Origin of the sequence: Microtetraspora glauca, assembly GCF_040656155.1 — a bacterium.
GTDB lineage: Bacteria > Actinomycetota > Actinomycetes > Streptosporangiales > Streptosporangiaceae > Microtetraspora > Microtetraspora glauca.
In genome coordinates, this window is sequence record NZ_JBFALK010000013.1 from 152,876 (window position 1) to 175,245 (window position 22,370).

22 protein-coding genes, 1 tRNA gene and 2 pseudogenes are annotated in these 22,370 nt (G+C 65.0%); 10 read left to right on the top strand and 15 right to left on the bottom strand.

Annotation, left to right across the window (positions count from 1 at the left end):
• Nucleotides 1–194: 194 nt before the first annotated feature.
• Nucleotides 195–314: a DLW-39 family protein gene (locus AB0I59_RS23665; RefSeq protein ID WP_211264163.1), complete on the top strand. Its 120-nt coding sequence runs from the start codon at nt 195–197 to the stop codon at nt 312–314.
• Between the two features lie 39 nt (nt 315–353).
• A complete protein-coding gene (locus AB0I59_RS23670) occupies nt 354–1,073 on the top strand; it encodes an HAD family hydrolase (RefSeq protein WP_358136048.1) in 720 nt (239 codons plus the stop codon).
• 397 nt (nt 1,074–1,470) lie between these two features.
• Here AB0I59_RS23670 and AB0I59_RS23675 read toward each other — a convergent pair whose 3' ends face one another.
• Nucleotides 1,471–2,448: an NADP-dependent oxidoreductase gene (locus tag AB0I59_RS23675; protein ID WP_358136051.1), complete on the bottom strand. Its 978-nt coding sequence runs from the start codon at nt 2,446–2,448 to the stop codon at nt 1,471–1,473.
• Nucleotides 2,449–2,568: 120 nt separating this feature from the next.
• Here AB0I59_RS23675 and AB0I59_RS23680 point away from each other — a divergent pair, with 120 nt between their 5' ends.
• The 3 genes from AB0I59_RS23680 to AB0I59_RS23690 all read left to right on the top strand — a co-directional run bounded on the left by AB0I59_RS23680 (nt 2,569) and on the right by AB0I59_RS23690 (nt 4,950).
• The gene (locus AB0I59_RS23680; protein ID WP_061256009.1) at nt 2,569–3,162 is read left to right on the top strand and encodes a TetR/AcrR family transcriptional regulator; all 594 of its coding nucleotides are present in this window, start codon (nt 2,569–2,571) and stop codon (nt 3,160–3,162) included.
• A 641-nt stretch (nt 3,163–3,803) separates the two neighbouring features.
• Complete coding sequence (locus AB0I59_RS23685) at nt 3,804–4,298, top strand: hypothetical protein (RefSeq protein WP_358136054.1); 495 nt, start codon at nt 3,804–3,806, stop codon at nt 4,296–4,298.
• A 579-nt stretch (nt 4,299–4,877) separates the two neighbouring features.
• Nucleotides 4,878–4,950 (top strand) — tRNA-Ala (locus AB0I59_RS23690).
• A 153-nt stretch (nt 4,951–5,103) separates the two neighbouring features.
• Here the strand turns inward: AB0I59_RS23690 and AB0I59_RS23695 are convergent.
• The 3 genes and pseudogenes from AB0I59_RS23695 to AB0I59_RS23705 form a co-directional block, all read right to left on the bottom strand.
• Entirely contained in the window at nt 5,104–5,271 is a 168-nt protein-coding gene (locus AB0I59_RS23695) for a hypothetical protein (RefSeq protein ID WP_358136057.1), read from the bottom strand.
• A gap of 210 nt (nt 5,272–5,481) precedes the next feature.
• On the bottom strand, nt 5,482–6,591 hold the full coding sequence (locus AB0I59_RS23700) for a serine hydrolase domain-containing protein (RefSeq protein ID WP_061256005.1): 1,110 nt from the start codon (nt 6,589–6,591) through the stop codon (nt 5,482–5,484).
• Nucleotides 6,592–6,985: 394 nt separating this feature from the next.
• Nucleotides 6,986–7,483: pseudogene (locus AB0I59_RS23705) on the bottom strand (replication initiator); the annotation flags it as partial.
• Between AB0I59_RS23705 and AB0I59_RS23710 the strand changes: the two are divergent.
• Nucleotides 7,395–8,084 (top strand): DUF4386 domain-containing protein, encoded by a 690-nt coding sequence (locus tag AB0I59_RS23710; RefSeq protein WP_358136060.1) that lies wholly within the window; start codon nt 7,395–7,397, stop codon nt 8,082–8,084. The pseudogene AB0I59_RS23705 and the gene AB0I59_RS23710 sit on opposite strands and share 89 nt — an antisense overlap.
• A 12-nt stretch (nt 8,085–8,096) precedes the next feature.
• Here the strand turns inward: AB0I59_RS23710 and AB0I59_RS23715 are convergent, their stop codons facing one another.
• On the bottom strand, nt 8,097–8,852 hold the full coding sequence (locus tag AB0I59_RS23715; RefSeq protein WP_358136062.1) for an integrase: 756 nt from the start codon (nt 8,850–8,852) through the stop codon (nt 8,097–8,099).
• Nucleotides 8,853–8,934: 82 nt separating this feature from the next.
• Complete coding sequence (locus tag AB0I59_RS23720; protein ID WP_358136064.1) at nt 8,935–9,768, bottom strand: helix-turn-helix domain-containing protein; 834 nt, start codon at nt 9,766–9,768, stop codon at nt 8,935–8,937.
• Between the two features lie 849 nt (nt 9,769–10,617).
• Here AB0I59_RS23720 and AB0I59_RS23725 point away from each other — a divergent pair.
• Complete coding sequence (locus AB0I59_RS23725) at nt 10,618–11,082, top strand: hypothetical protein (protein ID WP_358136066.1); 465 nt, start codon at nt 10,618–10,620, stop codon at nt 11,080–11,082.
• On the opposite strand, the pseudogene AB0I59_RS23730 reads toward AB0I59_RS23725, so the two are convergent.
• The 5 genes and pseudogenes from AB0I59_RS23730 to AB0I59_RS23750 all read right to left on the bottom strand — a co-directional run.
• Nucleotides 11,079–11,636, bottom strand: a pseudogene (locus tag AB0I59_RS23730) (ISAs1 family transposase); the annotation flags it as partial. The gene AB0I59_RS23725 and the pseudogene AB0I59_RS23730 sit on opposite strands and share 4 nt — an antisense overlap.
• 239 nt (nt 11,637–11,875) lie before the next feature.
• Complete coding sequence (locus AB0I59_RS23735; RefSeq protein WP_061255993.1) at nt 11,876–12,220, bottom strand: DUF1801 domain-containing protein; 345 nt, start codon at nt 12,218–12,220, stop codon at nt 11,876–11,878.
• Between the two features lie 39 nt (nt 12,221–12,259).
• On the bottom strand, nt 12,260–12,748 hold the full coding sequence (locus AB0I59_RS23740; protein ID WP_061255991.1) for a cupin domain-containing protein: 489 nt from the start codon (nt 12,746–12,748) through the stop codon (nt 12,260–12,262).
• 244 nt (nt 12,749–12,992) lie between these two features.
• Complete coding sequence (locus tag AB0I59_RS23745) at nt 12,993–13,151, bottom strand: hypothetical protein (RefSeq protein ID WP_358136068.1); 159 nt, start codon at nt 13,149–13,151, stop codon at nt 12,993–12,995.
• A gap of 666 nt (nt 13,152–13,817) precedes the next feature.
• Nucleotides 13,818–14,177 (bottom strand): hypothetical protein, encoded by a 360-nt coding sequence (locus AB0I59_RS23750; RefSeq protein ID WP_358136071.1) that lies wholly within the window; start codon nt 14,175–14,177, stop codon nt 13,818–13,820.
• A 1,209-nt stretch (nt 14,178–15,386) separates the two neighbouring features.
• Between AB0I59_RS23750 and AB0I59_RS23755 the strand changes: the two genes are divergently transcribed.
• A complete protein-coding gene (locus AB0I59_RS23755) occupies nt 15,387–15,533 on the top strand; it encodes a hypothetical protein (protein ID WP_358136073.1) in 147 nt (48 codons plus the stop codon).
• Nucleotides 15,534–15,764: 231 nt separating this feature from the next.
• Here the strand turns inward: AB0I59_RS23755 and AB0I59_RS23760 are convergent, their stop codons facing one another.
• From AB0I59_RS23760 to AB0I59_RS23770, 3 genes are all read right to left on the bottom strand, one after another.
• Nucleotides 15,765–16,418, bottom strand: a complete 654-nt coding sequence (locus AB0I59_RS23760) for a putative DNA-mimic protein (RefSeq protein WP_061255987.1) — start codon at nt 16,416–16,418, stop codon at nt 15,765–15,767.
• Nucleotides 16,419–16,662: 244 nt separating this feature from the next.
• Entirely contained in the window at nt 16,663–17,286 is a 624-nt protein-coding gene (lepB, locus tag AB0I59_RS23765) for a signal peptidase I (protein ID WP_358136076.1), read from the bottom strand.
• A 335-nt stretch (nt 17,287–17,621) separates the two neighbouring features.
• A complete protein-coding gene (locus tag AB0I59_RS23770; RefSeq protein ID WP_358136079.1) occupies nt 17,622–19,142 on the bottom strand; it encodes a serine hydrolase domain-containing protein in 1,521 nt (506 codons plus the stop codon).
• A 330-nt stretch (nt 19,143–19,472) separates the two neighbouring features.
• Here AB0I59_RS23770 and AB0I59_RS23775 point away from each other — a divergent pair, with 330 nt between their 5' ends.
• Nucleotides 19,473–20,012 carry a hypothetical protein gene (locus AB0I59_RS23775; RefSeq protein ID WP_061255985.1) on the top strand — a complete coding sequence of 180 codons (540 nt, stop codon included), beginning with the start codon at nt 19,473–19,475 and terminating at the stop codon, nt 20,010–20,012.
• A gap of 21 nt (nt 20,013–20,033) precedes the next feature.
• Nucleotides 20,034–20,246 carry a hypothetical protein gene (locus AB0I59_RS23780; protein WP_061255983.1) on the top strand — a complete coding sequence of 71 codons (213 nt, stop codon included), beginning with the start codon at nt 20,034–20,036 and terminating at the stop codon, nt 20,244–20,246.
• A 62-nt stretch (nt 20,247–20,308) separates the two neighbouring features.
• Here the strand turns inward: AB0I59_RS23780 and kstD are convergent, their stop codons facing one another.
• Nucleotides 20,309–22,078 (bottom strand): 3-oxosteroid 1-dehydrogenase, encoded by a 1,770-nt coding sequence (gene kstD, locus AB0I59_RS23785; RefSeq protein ID WP_061255980.1) that lies wholly within the window; start codon nt 22,076–22,078, stop codon nt 20,309–20,311.
• Nucleotides 22,079–22,370: the final 292 nt, after the last annotated feature.

Consider the following 22,370-nt stretch of genomic DNA (forward strand, 5'->3'; position numbering starts at 1 on the left):
GAAATCTGAGGTAGTACACCGCGCGTCGCCAGTCGTGCGGCCTGCTATACGGGCCGGTCGGTCCTTTGATTGGGTCCAACCGGTTCTATCGTGAGCAGGGCTGAACGCCGATCCCTTGCTAGGCTGCAGGGAACCGTAGAACCGGGCGTTGTCTCACCCGGCAGGTGAGACCGTCATAGAAGTGGGGTCACACCGTGAAGAAGCTGCTCGTTCTCGCGCTGGTCGCTCTTGGGGGACTGCTCGTCTGGCGCAAGGTGCAGGCGGACCGCGCCGAGCTGGACCTGTGGACTGAGGCCACCGGCAGCGAGAACTGACCACCGGGGATGGACCTTGATCGTGGGGAAGGAACGGGCATGACACCCGTGAGGCTGGCCTGTCTTGATCTGGCCGGCACCACGATCGGCGACATCGCCATGGTGGAGCGGGCGTTCGCTGAGGCGATCGCCACTCAGGGCATCGTCCCCGGGACCAGTGCGTACGCACGCGCCATGGTGCACGTGCACAGGTCCCGGGGATGCCCGACGATCGAGGTCTTCAGGGGCATCTTCCCCGGCAACGAGGCCCAGGCGCAGGCGGCCAACCTGACCTTCGAGCGCTCCTACGAGGGAGCCATCGAGAGGACGGGGCTGTTCCCGCTCCCGGAAGCCGTCGAGGCGCTGGAAAAGCTCCGCGAGGCCGACATCAAGATCGCCCTGATCACGGGGTTCAGCAGGTCCACGCTCGGACGTGTCCTCGGCACGCTCGGATGGGCCGGTGAGCTCGACTTCGCTCTCTGCCCCGAGGACTGCGCCGGACGGGGACGTCCCTTCCCGGACATGGTCCTCACCGCCGTTCTGCGAGCCGGCATCAAGGACGTCCGAGAGGTGGCCGTTCTCGGCGACTCGGAGAACGACATGCTCTCCGGCAGGCGCGCGGGCGCCTCGATCGTCGCCGGCATGCTGTCCGCCGGCCACAGCCGCGACCGTCTCATCGAGGGCGGTGCCACGCACATCGTCGAATCGATCGCGGAGTTCCCGGGTCTGCTCACCGGCAGCGGGGTCGGCGCGCAGCACGCTGCCACTTCCGCCCGGTAGACCTTCCCTGGCCCCCGGGGTCTCGGCTCAGTTGGCAGGGCGCCTGCTTTGCAAGTCCCTGCACCTCATACGGTGTGTAACTTATGGCCAGGGCCTTATTGTCCTGGCCTTTCGTGTGTCAACGACAATCGCTGAACCTACGGTGTGCGACCCGATCAGGCGCTGTAATTCGGCATCGTCCGACGCGGTCTGCAATCGCCGGATCGAATGATCAGGTACCCCTCACCGACCGTGTGGTCGTTCAGCTCAGTTGGGGGCCGCTTGTACGCCCAGGAGGCGCTCCGGTGCGCGGGCCGGGCCACCAGCGTGTTCGGGCCCTTCGCTGTTGGGCCGACCACCCTGTCGGCCCTCGCCCCTCCCTGATGGCGGGGCCCGGCTGCAGGGCGGGAGCCTGGTCCTACTCCTCGACAACTTGCAGGACGATCTTTCCTTGGATGTGCCCTTGTTCAGCGCGGTCATGAGCCCTGGCCGCGTCAGCAAGCGGGAAGACGCTGTCGATGCCGACGCGTACGGCACCGGTGTCGATCAATCGTGCCAGCTCGGCCATCTGCGCCCCGTCGGAGTGGACCTGGCCTGATGCGAAGGTGATGCCCAACTCGGCCGCGCGGTCGTGGTGGTACTCGCCGAAGAAGACCGGACTGATCGTGCCTCCGGCCTTGACGACTGGGAGGAACCGGTGGCCTTGGAGACCGCCCACGGTGTCCAGGAGGTGGTCGACGCCGCGTACCGCCTTCGCCACGTCGGTGATGGTGTAGTCGATGAACTCGTCGACGCCCAGGCCGCGGAGGAACTCCTTGTGGCGTCCCGAGGCTACGGCGATCACGTGTGCGTCCCTGGTTTTGGCGAGTTGCACGAGGAAGTGGCCGACCCCACCGGCCGCGCCGTTGACGAGCACGGTTTTGCCGGGTTCGAGCCGTACATGGTCGAAGAGGAACTGGTACGCGGTGAGTCCCGCCATCGGCACGCCGGCTGCCCGCACGTGGTCGATGCTCTCCGGCTTACGGGCGAGGTGGGACACGGGCGAGGTCGTGTACTCGGCGTAGCCCTTGCCGCCGTTGTGGATATCGGGAAAGCGCACCAGTCCGAACACGGCGTCTCCCTCGGTCAGATCGGTCACCTCCGGGCCGACGGCGGCGACGACGCCCGAGATGTCCGAGCCCGGAGTCCATGGCAGGGAGAGCCGCGGCCGTATCTCCTCCGGGATGTTCGCGAACCCTGTGCGCCCGTACCAGTCGGGCGGGTTCAGGCAGGCGGCGTGTACGCGGACGAGCACCTCGCCGGGCCCGGGCTCAGGGCGCGGGACCTCCTCGTACACCAGGGCCTCGGGGCCGCCGAAGGCATGCACCCGCACCGCCTTCATCGTTGTTCTCGGCATCGTCTTCTCCTGATTCGCAGGTGGCTTTGGTCGACGGGACGTGTTCCCGGTACGATCCGGAGCGGTGCTCCAGATACTAACCGGAGCGCCGCTCCGATTGTCAATGCCGAGGAGTCGCGCATGACCGGGAAGACGGCGTCCGATCCGGATCCGCAACGCGCGCAGCGCGCCGACGCACAGCGCAACCGCGCCCGCATCCTCGATGCGGCCAGAACCGTCGTCGATGAGCAGGGCACCCAGGCCTCGCTCCGCGACATCGCCCGTCGGGCCGGTGTCGGGATGGGCACGTTCTACCGGCACTTCCCGACTCGCGACGCGTTGCTCCAGACGCTGCTCTGTCAGGGGTTCGACCGCCTCTCGGTGAAGGCTGATTCGCTCGCGGCCGCCGCCGCGCCGGAGGAGGCGTTGATGGAGTGGCTCCGCGACTTCACCGCGGGCTCCACCGCCTATCGCGGCCTGGCCGCGTCGATGATGACGACGCTCAGCGACGAGAGCTCGCCTCTGCACGCGTCGTGCCTGGCGATGCGTGAGGCCGGGGCCCGTCTGTTGAAGCGCGCTCAGGACGCCGGCCGAATCCGCGCCGACGTCGACGGCACGGACCTGTTCGCGCTGGTCAACGCCGTGAGCTGGATCGCCGAGCAGGCGCCTTCCGTCGCTGCCCGGCGTGAGCACCTCTTCTCCCTGGTCATGGATGGACTCACTCGCCGTCCATAGGCGACGAGCGTGCCGATGGTGCGTGCGCATGCCGGATCAGCCCACGTTCCTTGCGGGCTCTCGGGAAGGATGATTTGGCGGGCGGGGCTTCACTACGAGAGGGCCGATCGATCCGGCGAGTCGTGAGGTGAACGTCGATCCTCGGTGTCCGGATTCGTCGCCAGGGTGGCCTCGGCGACCTCCCACAGGCGCGTCCGGCGCCCACAGCCGAATTTACGGTGTGCGACCCAATTAGGCGCTGTATTTCGGTGTCGTCCGACGCGGTCTGAAATCGCAGGATCAGCCGATCAGGCGCTCTCGCCGATCGTCACTGACCGCACGTCGACCACAGGCAGCTACTCGGCGCAGCCAGCGTGCGGAGCGTCCTCGGACGGCGCTATCGACCTCCGGCGTCACGCGGAATCTCGCTGTGCGCCTTCCAGTCAGATCATGGTCAGACCGCGATCTCGGGCTTTTGTTGATCAATGACGCGACAAGAGCTGCCTAAGAACGGTATGGCGGTGTTTGTCATTGCGTGGTTCCGGAGATCCAGACGATGCGGAAATAGCCCTATCGGGGGTGATCCGGGGCATTCTTCGGCATGAATGGCGGAGATGTTCGAGCGTCTAGAGGAATCGATTCCTTTTCGGGGGAGAATCGCTATGTCCAAGTTTAAGAGTCTCGTCGGGCTGCTGGCCGTCGGCGCCGCGTTGACCGGCGGGGCGGTCGCGCTGTCCGCCGCCACCACGGCCACCGCGGCGAGCGCGTCCGTCGTTCAGGCGGGAGGCTTCGCCAGCTGGGGCGGGGGCGGCTGGGGTCGCGGCCAGCGGAACCGTAACTGGAACCGCAACCACAACCGCAACCGCCAGCACCAGCGAGAGGACCAGCGTCAGCACCAGCGGCAGCGCCAGAACCTGATCAATAACATCCGGGTCCGCCAGCCGGAGGTGCGGCAAGAGCGTGAGGTCAGGGAGGAACGGGACTTCGACATCCCGGCCGCCGCCCTTCTCGCCCAGCTCGTCGCGGCCCGCGGCGGCAATGGCGGTAACGGTGGCTCGATCGCCGGCGGCGGCAACAACAATGCCAACGGCGGCAACGGTGGCAACGGCAACGCCGCAGGCAATGGCTTCCTGATCACCTTTCCCACCCGGGATTAGGTAAGCACCCTCTCCGGCCGTAGACCGCCGGGCCGGTCGGTCTCGCCCTGGTGAAACCGGCAGGTGTGCTGTCGCAGCACCTGGAAGACCGTTTCAACGGCTTCCGCGTTCCATGGGGACGTGGTTGTTCCCGACCTGACGTTCACGAGAGCGCGGGCAGGCCGGAAGGGATCTCGAGGTCGGAGTGTCGGAACGCCGCTCCGTGAACGGCTGACGATACGCGGCCCCGCCGACCCTAAGGTCGGTGGGGCCGCCAATGGATCACGGACGCGCTGCGTGCCTAGGCTGCTTCGGCCCCGTGGCGCGGAGCGGGTCGAGAAATCGTGATCCCAGCCTCGTACAGGCGCCGCCAGATGAGTGCCTCGCCCTTCGGCGTGGCGTACGTCGTCGACCGCTCCCGGGGCGGCTCGCCGGCGAGCGTGACCTTGACCTCGAAGTGCCCGGACTGGATGTAGCGGGTTCGGCCCGGGTTGGTGTGGATAGGTCGAGTGGCGCGGAAGCCTACGCTGTTGCTACGGTGTCCATGCCGAACAATTTCGCGATCATCTGCGTTTCCACAGGTAGCGGGCTTGTTCTAAGGGGGCCTTAGCTCAGTTGGCAGAGCGCCTGCTTTGCAAGCAGGATGTCAGGAGTTCGAATCTCCTAGGCTCCACCTGCGAGAACGCCGCTTCCTCGATCAAGAGGAGCGGCGTTCGGGCCATTAACGTGCCATTAACCCTTCGAGACCGGCACATCGGTCGAGCTCTCTTCGTCGTTCTTCCGCTCGGCCTCAACGCGAGCGCTCAGCGCATGGGCGATCTTCTGGTCAGCGTCGCGGGTGGCATGCTGGTAGATCAGCGCCGCCGGTCGCTGTCGTGCTCCATCCGGGCCAGATGATGTCGGGGGCGTAGCCCTCGATGAGCTCCCGCATCTGCGGGAGCATGTAGTTCTTGACGTAGCCGCGGACCCGTGGCGCCCCGGTGTGTTGTGCCACCCCTACAGCCAGTAGTAGAAGCCCGCCTTGAGCCCGCTTGCGTCGCGTGTCGCGGTGAATAACTCCTTGGCCACCGTAGCCCCGGATGCCCTGGGTCTGCCGGATGACCCGGGTCTACGCGACGGTGGCCAAGCGCATCACGGCCGGCCGCCTTCACCACCAAGACGAGCTTGAACTTCCAACCGCCCTAACCTCGGCCTTTGACGCCCTCTAAGGGCACAGCGCAGAGGTCATCAGGGTCATGGCCGCCTTATGGGGGTCGCCGGAGAACGTGGTGATCGACAATGTGACCTGTCGCGAACCGTCGGCCGAACTGAACGCCACCACGAGGAAGCCTGGGCCACCGCCGCCGTGACCGAACGCAGTGCCGCAGGGCAGGGGTGCCACCTCCAGCCCCAGCCCGTACCCCTTCGCCGTGCCGGGGTCCTTCATCTCCTTCAGCAGACCAGGACGGAGCAGCTTGCCCTGCAACAGGGCGCGGTAGAACCGGTTGATGTCCTCGTTCGTGGAAATGATCTCGCCCGCCGCACCGGCCATCGTGGGATTGAACCGCGTGACGTCAACAGGGACGACCGTGCCGCCCCTGGTGACCGGCACATAAGCGTGGGCGTGCGGGCCGTACACCTCCGGAGAGGCCCCAGGAACGCGGGTGTGCCGCAAGCCGAGCGGCCGCAGGATCCGCTCCCTGACCTCTGTCGCGTACGGCCTGCCGGTGACCTTCTCGATCAGCATGCCGAGCACGATGTAGTTCGTGTTGGAGTACCTGTAGTCGGTCCCGGGCGGGAAATCGCGCGGAAGCTTGTCCGCCCTTTCCACCAGTTCGCGTGCCGACCAGGTGCGATAGCGCTCCTTGGGGATGCCCGCCTCGTCCATCATGCCCGTCGAGTACTCGGGAAGGCCGCTGGTGTGCTGGAGGAGGTGCCTGATCGTGATGTCGGCGCCCTTGTCCACGAGCCCCGGCAGCCACTGTTCCACGCTGTCGGACAGTCGCAGCTTTCCCTCTCCCACGAGTTGAAGCACCACGGTCGCCGTGAATGACTTGGTGACGCTCCCGGCCCGGAACCGCCCGTTCACCGGAGCCGGCTGGGCGTTGTTCAGCTTCGCCTTGCCGCTCGCGGCTCGCCAGGTCTTGTCTCCGTCGCGAACTTCGGCGATGGCGGCAACCGAGCCGTCGGCGACGGCCTTGTCCAATATCGCCTGCAAATTCGGCCGACTGCTCGGGCTCGTGTCGGCCGCCGCGGCGGTGGTCACGGCAGGTGTTGCCAGCAGTGACACGGTCACGCAGGCCACGACGGCCGCGCTGGTGCGTTTTCCCTTCACGTTTGTTCCTCCGATTTACGGAGTCCGGCTCTCGGCCTCCGCCGCATCACGATCGCCCACGAGAGGGCAGTGCGGCATCGGAGCTATCCCTGACGGAAACCCTGATCCCAGGCCGACGATCTCCGACTTGGGAAGGATGCCTGGGTTGGCCTTTTGGCCACCCACCCTTTGAATCTCGCCATCCTCAGGCCGCGCCGGGTGGCGCCCGTCCAGTCACGCCCTTCGGCCTTGCGGAGCCAACGCCGCAGCTTCTCGAATCGAGTCCGATCCCGATGTCGTGGATGAGGTTATGGCCGTCACTCGAACAAACGCGGATCAGGTGTCATTCGAGGCTATGCGCTTGCTCATTCTCTACCTCATCGATCGGCTTGACCGGCCGCCAGACATAGCGGTGCGGGTCGATCGATTCGTCTGACAGGCCGAGGGCTTCCAGGACCCAGGTACGGCGGTCGTGCTTGTGCTCGGTCAGGGTCTTGTTCGACCACTTCCGGGAGACGAGGACGCGGCGTCCGGCGTAGCCGAGGTGTTCGGGCTTGTGCGCCTTGCCCCGGCACCGGCCGGGGATCATGCCCCGCTTGGCGCCCTTGGGCTGGATGTCTCGTCGTCGAGGTCGGCTATCGCCGCGTCCAGGTCGGTGGTGTCGTCGCCGGCCTTTTCGGCGTCGTCTCGCCAGGCTTGGGCGGGGCGGCGTGATGCGCAGGAACGCTTGCGGCCTTACGGATGTAAGGATAGCGTCTGCAGCAGCCTTACAGGTGTAAGAGGCGGAGCGGCCGGCCGCGGCGACATATACGGGGAGAAGTGTCATGAATACAGCCAGGCGAGCAACTGCAATTGCCGGCGCACTAGTCATCGTGGGCATGGTCGTCGGCGTGTTCAGTGTTGTTCCCGCCATAGAGGAGCCGCACTATCTCGATCTCATTTCTGCGCATGAGAGCCAGATCATCATCGGCGCAGCTTCTCAGTTCATCATGATCCCCGCCTATGTCGGGTTTGCGCTGTACCTGTATCCAACATTGAGAATGGCGAATGAAGCGCTCAGTCTGGGCTTCCTTGGATTCAGGATGATCGCAGCGACGTTCCATTTCACAGGTGTGATTCTCTTACCGCTGTTCCTGGTGCTGGGTCAGGAATTCACCCAAGCCGGCGCTGTGGGTGCATCCCACCTCGGAGCCTTGGGCGAGTTGTTGCGGACGGCGCGCGACCTGGTCAATCATGTCGCCTTGATCATCTCGCTGAGCCTCGGAGATCTCCTGCTGTTCGCCATTCTATATCGGTGGAGATTTGTCCCTCGCTGGCTGTCTGTATGGGGAATCCTTGGGGCTGGATTGGCCATGTCGGCGAGTTTCTTGGTGCTGTTTCGTGTGACTGACGTCGTCACGCCGCTCTACCTGGCCATGAACGCACCACTAGCCCTACAAAGCTTGGTTCTGGCCGTGTGGCTGATCACAAGAGGCTTCGATACGAAATGCCTTGACGATAACCGTGCCGGATAACCGTGCGGATAGCTACGGCATGCTGTAGGCCGCAGTGGCGTCGTCCAAAGACTTCCCACGGGGCCAGCGCTTGCCGTGTATGTCTGAGTGTTCCGCCTGGCGGACTTGGCGGATGAGTTCGGCGGGGCCGCCCTGGGCGAGGATGTCGAGGGCTTGCCGCCAGGTGGCGAGGCCGAAGCGGTCGACGAGGCGGGATGCTCCATCGCTGAGGAGTGCCGCCGCGCGAATCTGGTCAGTGGGCAGTGTTCCTGTGAGCGCCTGTTCTGCAGCGAGTGGATCAGAGGCCGCGACCCAGAATCCGCCGTCGCGGTTGCGGTGCGCCCGCATGGCCTCCACGTACTCACGCAGAGCGGCAGTGTGATCGGGAGTGCCGGAGCCCAGCGCATCCATGGCCGTCCGGTAGCGCTTACCGACTTGTCCTTCTCGATCATCGGTGATGACCATCGGCGCATCCGCGCCGATCACGTCAAGTACGAGGACGGAGTCGGCCAGAACGAGGAAGTCCAACGCGTCGCCGGTACGGCGGAGCATGACGACAGTGGCTGAGGGCGAGCCGGGATGGTTCACGTCGCAGGTGAAGTCATGCAGCGACGCTGTGACGGTGAACAGCCCGCCGAATCGACCGCTTGCCGAATGCCGTACGGCGTTGGTGGCCAGTCTCACGATGAGTTCGGCCGATTGCAGGGACGGCCAGCACTTCAAGAAGGTGGTGACGAAGCGGCGGGCTTCGGTGATCGAGGCGGGGGAGCCGAGGAAGTGGCGGGACATTCGCCATACATCCATGTCGGCAGCGTATGACCAACGCTAGAAGCTACTCAAGGTATTCGACGCATAAATGCGCTAGGACTGGCTACTTGCTGGCGAGAGCGCGGTAGTCCGCCCCGATCTGCCCTAGAAGATCCCGTAGGGCATCGTCGTAGACAGCGGCAGCGGCGAACGCCTCGAAGACGTCCATGTGCGTGTCGATCTCGCCGGTCTCCGTCAGGGTGAGATCACCGGTCAGGCTCTCGACCACGCTCACCGAGCCGTCGTAGATCGTGAACCCGTGAAGAGGGAAGGCCGGCGCTTCCACGCTCCAGGGAACGACCCCGAGGCGCACATGGGGAAGCGTGGACACCTGGGCGAGCCGATCGAGTTGCGCTGGCATCAACGACGGCGATCCCGGCCACGTCCGCACCGCGCCCTCAGTCAGAACGAACGCGAACTTCCGACCAGGCTCGAACACGACGGATTGAGACTCGACCCGTACGGCCGCCGCCTTGGCCACGTCGTCCTGGTCCACATCCTGGCCGATCGCGAGAGCGAGCCGGGCGTACTCGGCCGTCTGCAACAGCGGCGGAATCATCGCCGAGGAGAACACGGCCATCCATTGAGCCGAGCGAACCCGTGCGGCGTTCGCCGCTTCTCGGCCGGCAAGCCCACTCTTCAACCGGGACACCTCATCGCGCAGCCGCAGTAGCAGCGCGTCCAACTCACGCCGCTTGTCCTCGTCGAGGTTAAGCGCTGCGGATACCCGCTCAACCGTCTCGGGAGTCGGCAGCAGTCGCCCGGTCTCCATCCGAGAGATCGTCGGCTGAGCCACTCCGGCCCGCTGCGCGAGATCCTTACCGGTCAGCCCCGCATCCTTACGCAGCCGCCGCAGCAGCTCGCCCAGCTCCCGCAACCGATCCTGCCGATCCTCCATGACCAACGGTCTACCACCGGACGTAGACAGCCCGACCGGATCATTGCCGAATTGAGCTTTTAAGGATCAAGCGGCGGCGCTGCGCGCCGCCTCGCGGCCCTGCGCCCGCTCGGCGGCCGGGCATGCGGCCTGGGGGCCGGTCCCGGCCGCCGGCAGCTCGGGCCGGTCCGCCGCACGACGGTCGTCTGATCGCTCAAGCAGGGAGCGGTCCGTATAGCAAAGACACAAGCACCTGAGCCGCGATGACGAAGACCGGCAGCGCAGGCATGGCCCATGCCGCCAGCTGTCGGATGCGAACGAGGCGCCTGGGCGCCAACCACAGAAAGAGTCCCGCCAGCAGCCAGGCAAGTGGACTGGCAAACAGGGCATAGGCCGTGACGCTTGCCCATTGGCTGACGGGAGCGCATTTCTCTGTCTCATATTCCGTGAGTGGGTCAAGGCCGCACTCGTCAAGCTCTAGGGAGAAGCTGACCAAGAACCAAGCGATGAACGCAGCAACCCACGACAGCACCGCGGCAAGCAGAGCCCACCCGACGAATGTCACTCGCAACGGGAACCTTGTAGGCGACGTTGCCGATCTGACCAGATCATCTGCCACGGCTCCGAACCTAGGCTTTCGCCATAGAGGGATCAATTCAAACCCAGCCTCCAGCGGGGCGCTCCGGCTCCAGGGTGATCGCCAAGGCCCTGCTCATCGTGGTCGGCCGTAGCTGGCTGAGGTAGGGGCCTGATCACCCCGCCCGCCATCAACCCGGCGGCCTTGGCCCACTTCCCCTTCGGGCGGGTCGACGGCGGACAGGGTGATCAGGCCGGCGAAGGCTTGCGCGCCGCGCATGGGAAAGTGACCTTGTGGTCGACCACCCTTCTGGATCCATCAACCACTGGCTCGCGGTGTGGGAGTTGAACAGCTTCTACGCCCGTCAGCCCGAGCAAGGCGAAGGACAGCGGATGTGGGCGGAGACGGCCATGTACGCGCTTGCCAGAGCCGAGGCCGCAGGTCTGGACGCCATCATCGCCAACGCGAGCCGCTTCCACCTGCGTGCATGTCTGATCGATAACCTCGGCCCCACGTGTTCACCCCTCCTGAACCCCGATGCCCTCGCCGTGGACATCCTCGCCGCCCTCCCTCTTCAGCTAGAGGACGCCGCAGAGTGGGCCACCAACTGGCAACAGCGGCCCCACGTGGAGATCTTGGCCCTCCGTCAGTGCAAGAACCTATTGGCGCCGGCCCAGGCCATCCGTAGCTATGTGTCGACGACGCCGACAGCAAGAGCGCTTGATCAGTGGCTTGCTCTCCGCGAGCAACTTCCCTAGCTGATGGGGCAGGGGTAGGGGCTTGATCGCCGCTGGGCCATTAGCGGGCTATTGAGCAGGGCAACGAGGGAGCAACCCATCGCGTAGCTGCGCATGGTGGCCAGGATCGACCGGGCCGAGGCGGTACGGACCCTGCATCGGTCCTCTCCGAGGGTGACATCCCTCAGGTAATGATCTTTGTTTTCGATCGACCATTCGCCCCTGACCAGCTCGGCCAGGCGTCGTGGGCCGGCCAGCGTCGCGGGCAGGTTGGTGACGCCCAGCACCGCGACGCTCGACAACGGCTTCCAGCGCAGGTCGTAGACGTGGCGTTCGAGGAGGAAGACTTGCTTGACGTGCAGGAAGCGGGTTGTGGCCGGGGCGGGCATGACCTGGATGGTGCGGATCTCGGTGCGGCCGTGGCCGCGGTCGTAGGTGGTCCATCCGATCGGCACGTCCTTCCAGGCCAGAGTGTCGAGCTGGTCGAACAGGGCCGGCTGGTTGCCGCCGACCGGGAAGACGTAGAAGGCCTCACGCCGGTGCAGGTAGCGGGCGTGCTCCCGCTGCGTATGGAGCCTGTCGGCTGATCACGACGTTCTTCAGGCAGCCGATTTGGTCCAGCAGCGGAGAGAAGGCAGTGATCTCGTTGGATTTGGAGCCGACGTCGATCGTCGCGACCATGAGGGCGTCGTCGGCCAACTGTGCGCCGAGTCGATGTCGGGCGGGTGTGCCGGGGGTGGTCGTCTCAACATTCGAGAACTCCGTCAGCCCTGATGCCGGGGCCGTGGCCCTGCCGCGGCAGACACCCTCGCAACTACAAGTTGGCCGTGGTCTTTTCCAGGATGCCGGCAAGTGCGTCGTAGTCGACGTTATCTCCTTCCTTGATGTCGACGGTCTTGCGTTCACCGGTGCCCATTGCCCGGAGGAATCCCTTGACCTCAGGGATGTCCGTCGCGTTGAACACCATGAACGAGACCTTGGCCTTGGCTACCGCGATGACGGCCGCGTAGTGCCCGTTCTTGAGGTAGTGCGGCTTGCCGTACTGGAGCCGTTCCTCGACACCTGGAATGGTCTCGCCGATCATCGCACGTAGTTTCTCGCACACGTCGATCTGCCACGGCTGCGTCTTGTTGATGTACTGGGTGACGTCGTCGTTCACGCTCTTCACCTTGATTTACTGTCGCTGGAAAGGACGGGCTTATACCCAGAATGTGTCGTGGCGGAGGTAGAACTCGGCGAGTTCCTCCTCGCTGGGGCGCCCGGACACGGCGAACTCGACCAGCCCTTCGAAGTAGCCCTCGCGGGGCGCGCCGGGCGAGAAGTGCAGCAGCATGCTGGCCGGTTCACCGGACTCGTTCCGGAAGCCATGGATGCCGCCCTCAGGGACGTGCACGAAGTCGCCAGGGACGGTGTCGATCCACCGGGTGCCGTCGTAGATGCGGATTGTGCCGGTGAGGACGTAGAACGACTCGGAGATCGAGCGGTGGAAGTGCGGGCTCGGGCCGCTCGGCACCGGGCCCATCTCCCACCGGTACATCCCGAACTGCCCGTTCGTCGAGGCGCCGGTGGCGAGGTAGTGCGTCACGGTGCCACCGGGGGACCGCAACTCGGGCTCGTGATCCGCGGTGCGGTAGGTGGCGTTGATCTCGCCCGTGTCGCCGAGGTAGCGGGGTTCCGGATAGCTCATGAATGTCCTGCACTCACTGTTTGGGGGTCGTCATCGGGCACCCAGGCAGCGGCATAGGTGACGTTGGTCATGGTCGCGACCGTACCGAACGGGTCTGACAAATAGTCGCTATTCGGAAGCACTGCCGCATCGAAATACGCCCCGGACTCCCAACTTATCCGACGACTCGGTACGCCTCTTGATGCGCGAGTTCCTCACTGTGGAGTACCGGCTGCCACGTTGGGGCGAACCATCGCGGCCCCAATCATCCGGCGAACGCCGTCGACGGCATGCCCACGGCGCCCAACTGATCGATGGCGTGCACGGGGTCGCCGTCGGAAAGATCGAGCCCTTCGCGGGCCGACGTGATGTACAGAACGTCGAGGCGGGATCCGCCGAACGTGCAGGAGGACGGCTGGTGCACGGGAGAGCGGGACCTCGCCGAGCAAGTGTCCGTCCGGAGAGATCCGTGCCAAGCGGTCGCCGCCCCATACCGCGACCCATAGGCCACCCTGCCGCGTCGACGGCAAGTGGCGCGCCGCGCTCGATGGCACGCTCAAACTTGTTGCAGATTTCGGCGATGAGCAACTGCGCTCTCAGGTCGGAGCTCTGGACCTTGATCGAATCGCAATCCGCGGGTTCCTGCGTCAACTCGCTCCCCAGCGTGCAGAGCGACGGCGTCCGGTGCTATCCAAGAACCTGGCGTCGTGCCCGATCGCCTACGGCTTGACTCACCAAGCTGTACCCATGCGGGGAGGTGCGGTGCAATGCCGAAGAACGTCCCAGCGAGGATATCGCCGTGCCCGTCGCGTGCCCGATGGGACGGGAAACAAGGGAGAACAGCGGGGAGTCACAGCGAAGGCGATCAGTGCGCTGAACTGGGTTTCGCTGGTAAAGAAAGATCGGTATGCGTCTTTGCAAGCAGGATGTCAGGAGTTCGAATCTTCTAGGCTCCAACGCACGTCAAAGGCCACTTCCCATGATCAGGAAGTGGCCTTTCGATCTTGTGAGGCGGCGAGGTACGGAACCGGCGCGGGCAATCGGCGTCCGGCGGATTGCGTTTCCGCTATCAACAGGCCGGTTCTGAAAGTCACCCTGCCTTGAGGAACTGCTCGAATGCTTCTCGGGCCAGTGCGGACACCGTCTTTCCCTCTTGCTCGGCCCGAGCCTTCGCACGTTCGCGTAGTTCTTCGGGTACCCGGAAGGAGACTCTTGGTGAGTGCGTCCCTTCGCGTGTCAGTGAGGGACGCCCGCCGCGGCTGGTCGGGACGGGTACGTGGCCCTCGTTGATCGCACGGTGAACATTGGCGATCGCATCATCCACATAATTGTCGGTGATCCGATTGCCCTTGCTGTCGTAGATCTCTTCGACGTCACTATCGATCTCGGAGTCGTGATCCAGGACCAACTCGATGTCGTCAGGCGGCCACGCTTCTCGGTGCTCGGTCATGGCTTCCTCCTCCTCAACGCGGTCGGCATCACGTGAATGATCACCAGGTACTTATCGGTGAGGATGCCGATCACTTCCAGTTCCACGCCCCTATCATCTGGGCCGATCCACACCCATCGGTCCTCCAAGTTGGGGTCGGCAGCCGGAACGATGGCCGGCGGTCCGGATCAAACCACGTGAAGAACACGCGCCTGCCCGATGCGGTGCTTGCGTGCCGACCGGTAGAAGCGCAACTTCCTCATGCCCATATTATGTCCGACACAACAACGATGGGTAGGGCGTTCCGTAGACACGCGCACATGGTGGGCGTGCGCGTCCCGGCGGTGACTCGAAACGAAGGAACCCCAGACTGGCATTTCTGCTGGTCAGGGGCTATTTCCTTTTGGTCTGGTTGATCGCGCATGTGAGGATCAGGTTGTGAAGTGTGACGTGTGTGAACATGCGATGCGGCAGTGGCCGATGCAACCGAATCAATTCGAAGAACAAATCTGGTCCTGCGCCTGGTGCTATGCGGTAACGCATCTGGGTGGCGAGTGGTTCGAAATCGCGCGACCGCCGTACATGCCCGTGAACATGCGGTGGGAGAGGGCCGTCTCGGACGACCTGCCGGCTGACATCGCCCATGCCTTCGGTTCGTTCGGTCGCACACTGTGCGGCAACGAGTTGGCAGGCATGTCTCCGTCTGACTACTTGTGGTTCCCAGAACGAGCCAACGCCTGTCGTGCCTGCCGAGAGGCCGCAGACCTTATTGATCAGCGCTGGCCGCAGCGTATGCGAAGCATTGACGCAAGAGTCAGCGTGAAAAGGCGGTCTACTGAGTGACCGACTGCGTGACAACGCCGACGAACGACACTGGACGCTGGCGGACGGCAGTGGACTGCCTCCGCAGGTAGAGGCCACGCAAGGCCAGTTCGAACACCTGTTGCCGTTGCCTGATAAGGAAGCGGTCCACCAGGACTTGCGGCCGGGCACGGCGACGTGTGATTCACGGCCCGGGCCGCCGTTGATCTCGACCAGTTCGGCATTCATGTCGGCAGGCTCGACGCCCCTGGTAAGTGACCTTGCCGATGGCTGCGAACCAGGCGGCCACCGTTTGTGCGCCCACGACTGGACGCAGGGCCTGGCGGACCTTGCCGCCGCCGTCGGTCCACAGTGTGACGTCCGGGGACAGCTCGCGAGCACGTGCGGGCCCAGCGGCCACGCTTTACCGTGGACCGGTCGCGGCAGCGCGACGTCACCGGGCGGTTCTTCGACTTCGACGCTGACGGCCGCATCACCGCCATCCACAACGTCGCCAACCCCGACGAACTCCAGGCCATCGCCGACAGAACCACTCGCGACGTCGGCATGCCCTGAGTGTTGTGGACGTTCGAGGACGTTGCCAGTCAAGCTTGCCGCCAAAGGCTAGAAGAACGGCCGCAGCCATGATCGGGCTCGGGGTGTTCCGTGGAGTCGCTCTGGAGCAGTCCACGAAGGTGCGAAGATCTGGCCTGGCCGCTTCTGCGGCTCCCCCTCTCTCCTCCCCATCAGGCTCCGGATGATCTCTGTCGCGGGGACGCCATCACTGCGGCGGACCGCGTACCGTCCCTAGTGGAAAATGACCGCGCAGCCAGTCGCGATGCTGGCCCGGCACACCTCATGCAAAGCGAGCCACACCACAGATTCGATCTCGAACGGTGCGCTCTCCGGAAGCGCGAACACCCGGGAGGCTTCGGCATCCGACAGGGCCCCGTCCTCCTCGATCTGGATGCCGATCATCGGAGCGCACTCGTGCAATTCCGCCAGAAGACGGTGACTCGACCCGACCATCCCGCCTCCGATGCTCCCCGCGCCATCGGACAGGAAGAGCGGGTCGTAGAAGTCGACCGGAACGTAGTAGCCGTCGCAGTCGGAGTGGCAGAGCAGGTGTGAGGAGAACGTTAAGGTCTCGTCTTCGACCTTGTAGTCGTCCCGGGAGAGTTCTTCCTGGCTGAAGACCGGCGTCACCGGCTCCTCCCTCCTCATGAGGGCGAAAACTCTGCGCAGGTAGTGGAGGTACCCGTAGGGGAACGAAGCCGCATGGCTGCGCATGAACGGCGGCGTGCTCTCCGGTCCGCGCCAGACCGGTTCCTCCGGCTGACGCCACGTCACCCCTTCCTGCATCAGGGCCGTGCTCAGCCTGTCCATCTCCGCGCGGTAGTGCGTGAGGCCTTCTTCATCGCTCGCCCACGACTCGATTCCCACAGATACGCCCAGACCCATGCGGTAGAACGTAGCTCCCCCGAGTGAGCCGTACGTGAACCGCCCTGAGCCCGCCTGCCTTGGTGTAGCCCGAATCGTCGGGCGGCATCGAGGAGAATGGAGGCGGACCAGGGGACGCGCCGCACATAGCACGCCGCCGCAGGTCTTGTGCGGGATCATCGCGCCATATCCCAGCCTGGCCAACGCATTCACCGCCAGGACCGGTCTGGACTTCCAGTCGCCCTGAGCTCAGCTTTGAAGTTCTCTAGCCGGTCTGGTTCGATACGACACTGGTGCCGATCACTCCAATGACATCGGTTACGCCGATAGTGCCACCTTCGGAATCGCCTCGATGAGCGCGGGAATCGAGGGAGATATTCCGGTTGTCACCCTGAATCCAAAGACGTCCACGTCCGATGTTGACAGGACCAAACGAGAGGGCAGAGGCAGGATTGGTCGTCACATAGGGCTCGACTAATGGATGGCCGTTGACCACCATCTGCCCCTTTGAGTTGCAGCAGCTAACTGAGTCGCCGGGAATGCCGATGACCCGCGAGATGTAGGTGCCCGCCTGCTTCCATTCTGAACGACTCCACGAGGCGGGGGCACGAAAGACGACGATGTCGCCTTCATTTGGCACGTAGTTGCCGCGAGTGAGGCGGGCTGTGCCACGACTGCCCTTCTTTAGTGTGGGTTCCATGGAAGCGCTCTGAACGACATATGTTTCGCGACCGGAGGCCTTGTCGACGAGTCCGCAACTCGCCACGGGGCCAGCGATCAGCAGCGCCATTAAGATGAGAATTCTTCCATAGTTCATCGTTGTATTATCGGCGAAAGACGCGGCATTGCGAAATCCCGCGCCATCGCGGATGGGGGAGCTGTCGATCACCGCCTTGGACCAGTCCAGCTGGGTCCTGGATGGAGGCTGGTGTTGACCGGAAGATCAGGGTGTAGCAAAGGCACACGACAGCGAAGAACGCCATCGAGCCGAGCGAACCCGTGCGGCGTTCGCCGCCTCTCGGCCGGCAAGCCCACTCTTCAACCGGGACACCTCATCACGCAGCCGCGGCAGCAGCGCGTCCAACTCACGCCGCCTGTCCTCGTCGAGGTTAAGCGCCGCGGATACCCGCTCAACCGTCTCCGGAGTCGGCAGCAGTCGCCCGGTCTCCATCCGGGAGATCCAGCCGGAGCCTCGCCTGAAGCCGCGTACCGCCTGCGGGTGCGCTATCTCAAGGGAGAAGGACTGGCTGACGTCGGCGCGGGTCCACCCATGAAGGGGGCGAGAGTGCCCGAGCGGCGGGAGAGGACGGTGTGCACGAGACGGGAGGCGACGACGGCTGCGGCGGCCAGCGCGCCGGTGCCGGCCCAGATGTACAGCGCGAGCCAGACATAGGTGATCTGGTCCAGCGTGCCCACCCGACGCATCGGGAAGCCGATCAGATCGGCGAGGCCGACGAAGAACGCGATCGGCAACGCGTAGGGAACCAGCCGTACGAACAGGCGCCACACGGCGCGGCCCGTACGGCGGCGGGCCCAGGTGCGGGCACGGTGGACCCCCACGAAGCCGAGCCCGAGATTGAGCAGCGTCAGGCCGCCCAGCCAGAGATCCGCGGTCATGGTGAAGGGGACGGCGTCCGCGTCGGGGCGACCCTCGATGATGTTGATCAGGCCGTCGGTGATGATGACCGCGTCGTCACCGGAGATCATCCCGGTGTTGGTGACGACCGCGATGCCGTATCCGCTCGCCGGCAGGAGGGTCTGCGCGGAGTTGTGGGTGAGCAGCCAACCGGTGTGCCGGAGCTGAGGCGCTCCCCCGGCGGTCTTCCCAGTCTCCCAGCCCATGCCGTACTTGCTGCCGTCCATGCCGGACGCGGTCTGGGTGATCCTGACAGTCTCCTCGGGGAAGACGTGGCCGGCGCCGTTCTGCGTGATCAGCCACTTGGCCATGTCGCCGGCGGTACTGACGACACCGTAGGAGCCGTTGACGAACCACTTCGGATGGGAGCGCCTGACGACCTGGCCGTAGGCCCGGATGTACCCTTCGCCCGCGCCGGGGAGGTCCATGGTGGTGTTCACCGTCCTGGTGGACGTCATGCCGAGCCGGCCGAACACGGTGGCGCCCATGTAGTCGGCGAACGGAACTCCGGCCACCACCTCGACCAGGCGCGCCGCGACAGCGTAGTTGGGGTTGTGATAGATCATCGTGGTGCCCGGGTCCGTGGCGAGTGGGGCGGTCCGCAGCATCGCGACGGCGTCCTTGAGAGTGTCCGGCGGGGGGAGCGTCAGCTCGGGGAAGGTCTGGTCGCTCATCCCGGACGTCTGCTGGAGCAACTCCCGCACGGTGATCTTCCCGGCGCGAGGATCGGCCATGGTGAACTCGGGCAGATACGTCTGGACGGGGGCGTCCAGGACGATCTTTCCCTGGTCGGCGAGGTGCAGCACCGCCAAGGCCGTGAAGGACTTGGAGACCGAGGCAAGCGGCATCGGCGTCTCCTTCGTGATCGCCCCGCCGCCGGCCGTGTGGCCGTAACCCGCGGTGTGCACGACATGGTCGCCCTTTGTCACCGCGACCAGGGCACCGGGCAGTCGGGTCCGCTCGATGTAGTCGCGCATGTAGTGGTCGATCACGGTATCGCTCAGCCCGCCGGTCTCCGGCGCTTCCGCCGAGGCGCTCGCCACCGTTCCCCCCATCGCGAGCAGTACACCGGTCAGACCCGCGATCACCGCGACCTTCCGGGTCTTCATCGAGGGCCCTCCGAGGTCTCTATTCGCATGGGACGAACGTTAGAAATCGGCGGGAAGGTCACACAGCGTACGATCGTATGGACCCTCACCTGACTTTCGTCAGGTCCCGGATCGGGGCGGCTTCTCCGGCTTCGGATCGGTCGCCGAGTGATGCGCTCTACGGTCGCCAGGGGTAAACGCCTTTGAGGTGCGTCAATCTCGGCATTCGTCGAGAAATGGTGCAAATACTGTGAAAGTAGTCAGGAAGGCCGGGCAGGGGCTTTCTTGGTCGCAGAGACTGCGCCGGTGCCTACTACGAGAAGTTTCCGATGCTACAGAGTTCCGCCCATCGTGGCTTCGCTTGGATGGCTCTCGCTGGCAGGCGCCTGCTATCTGCGACTACCACTGTTTCGCGCGATCTGGCTGGGCTACTGGCTGTTGATCGTGGCGTTGTGGGCGTGGGTCTTCCTGTGGACTTTTCTGACCGTGATGACGTACCTCTCCCGCAAGGCCTACGCCCGCGCAACAGGTGCCCTGCTTGTGGCAGTGATCGTAGGGGCACTGCTTTCAGTTCCGAAGTGGGAGAACGCCTTCATAGACAGCCTCTTCCTTCTGCAGCGCGACCGGTTCGACGCACTCGCCACCGCATACAGGAACGGCGAGCCCTTACCGGTGCCGTGGTGGATGAGCCTTCTCTCGATCGACGGACGTGTGGGAGCGCAGGAGCACGCGCTATATCTCCCCGTGTACGAGGACTGGAGAGCCGAGACGGGGGTGGGGATCGCTTACGTGCCGTTACCACTCGATGCCGACGACTGGATTGTGACCGCGGCGGGGGACATGGGCAGGCCGACCCGTTCCTTCGGGAACGGGTGGTGGTGGGTGGAGTAGCCATCAGATCCCCTGGAGTTCGTGGACGGCTTCGCCGACCACGATGGGAGGCCCACCGCCGATATGCCGACCACCACGGTACGGATGCGGCTGACCGAGCACGACGGCGGCACCTGGATGGAGGCGTGCTCGGTCTTCGACTCCCGGGAGCAGATGGGCCAGCCGGTGAGCATGGGTATGGCGGAGGGGCTGCGGCCGGCGGTCGGTCAAATGGACGCCCCGCTCGTCGGCTGAGGAGCGCACGACGGCCGCCGCTCAACGGGCTGGTCGGCTCATGACGCGAACACCGCCCTTACTCAGCGGTTGTCGGCGATGTGGTTGGCGGCGACGTATCCGAACGTCATGGCGGGGCCGATGGTGGAGCCGGCGCCGGCGTAGCTGTGGCCCATGACGGCGGCGCTGGCGTTGCCGGCCGCATAGAGGCCGGGGATGACCGTACCGGCAGGTGAGAGCACGCGTGCCTTGCCGTCGGTGACCATTCCGCCCTTCGTGCCGAGATCACCAGGGACGATCTTGAAGGCATAGAACGGCGGGAGCCACAGCGGGGCGAGACAGGAGTTGGGAACGACCGCCGGATCGGTGTAGTAGTGATCGTAGGCACTGTCGCCGCGCTTGAAATCAAGGTCCCTGCCGGTCGCGGCGAAGCCGTTGAAGCGGCTGATCGTGCCCTGTAGGGCACTGGCGGGGACGCCCATCTTGGCCGCCAGACCCGCGATCGTGAACGACTTCACGAGGGCGCCGTTGCCGTACCACGCGTCCGGGAACGGCAACGTCGGCGCGAGGTCCTTGAAGAGGTAGCGGTTCCGGTAGTTCTGATCGACGATCATCCAGGCGGGGATGTCCGGCGCCGCGGCGTTCTTCTCGTACATGACATGGACCACGTCGCTGTAGGGCGCGGCTTCGTTCACGAAGCGCACGCCTTGCTGGTTGACGATGATGCTGCCCGGAAGGGTGCGCTCGGCCAGGCAGAAGTACGGTTCGCCGGGCAGCGGGATCACGGGCCCCCACCAGGAGTCGTCCATCAGCGCGACCTCGGCGCCGGCCGCGAGACCGGCCGCGATGCCGTCACCGGTGTTGGAGGAGGCGCCGACGGTCCAATCGGTGCCGATGGGCTGTTGCTGATAGTGGTCGCGCATGTCGGCGTTGTGCTCGAAGCCACCCGAGGCGATCACCACTCCGTACGTGGCCTTGAGCAGGGTCTGCGTGCCGTCGCGTGTCACGAGCACACCGGTGACGCGGCCCGCGTCGACGCGCAGATCGACGAGCGGGGTGTTCAGCCAGACCGGCACCCCCGCCTGCAGCAGTCCGGCCCGCAGCGCCCCGGCCAGTGACTGGCCCATGGTGAGTGGCTTCTTGCCCTGTGCCGCGGCCTTGATCCAGCGATCGTAGGTTCCGAGCGCGATGGCCGCGCCCTTGGCGTTGACCAGGGCGAGGTTGAGCCATTTGTAATCGGCGCTGAAGACCACCTGACCGCTCGGTACGGGGATGTAGGCAGGGTTCAGGTTGGCCAGTTCCGGGCCGAGGAGGTTCCCGTCGAACATGTCCGGCTCGATGGATCGGCCGTTCGGCAGGCCGCCGGGCCGTTCGGGATAGTAGTCGGAATAGCCCTCCATGAAGCGGAAGCGCAGCGGGCTGTTCTGCATGACGAAAGAAATCATGGCGGGTCCGTTTTCGAGAAACGCCGCCTGCCGGTCCGCGGGCACCTCGCTTCCGACGACCGCCGCCAGATAGGCGGCGGCCTTGGCCGGAGTGTCCGGTACGCCTGCGGAGAGAATGACCTGGTTGTTCGGAATCCAGATCCCCGCACCCGAACGGGCCGCCGAGCCGCCGAATGTGGCCGCTTTCTCGACCACGAGCGTGTTCAGCCCTCGTTTCGCCGCGACCAGCGCGGCGGTCATTCCCGCCGCCCCGGCCCCGACCACCACGACGTCGTACTCCGGCGCGTCGGTGGTATCCGCGTGGGCGGCGACACTGCCGAGAATCGTTGAGCCGAACGCGATCCCGACGCCGGCGGCGGCACCGCGCAGAACCTGCCGGCGGGTCGGATGAGAGCTGTGACCAGGCATTCGACGACCTTTCGTATAGGACAACGGCCTTGCCGGCACCTCGCGTTCGGCACCTGCTGCGCAAAACATGATCTATGTCGAGGACCAATCATGCGCTTGGTTGGTATGTCTGTCAACGGTGGACGATATCGATATCGGCGTGTTCAGATGTAGGCCACCGGACATTCAGCGGGCACGGTTCCGGTCGCCGCCGTCGCCGTTTTCGGCATGTCTCACGATTGCGATGCACAAGAAATGAACGATGATCGACAATGCCGATTCGCGCGTGCTCCATGCATATGAAAGTCCACCT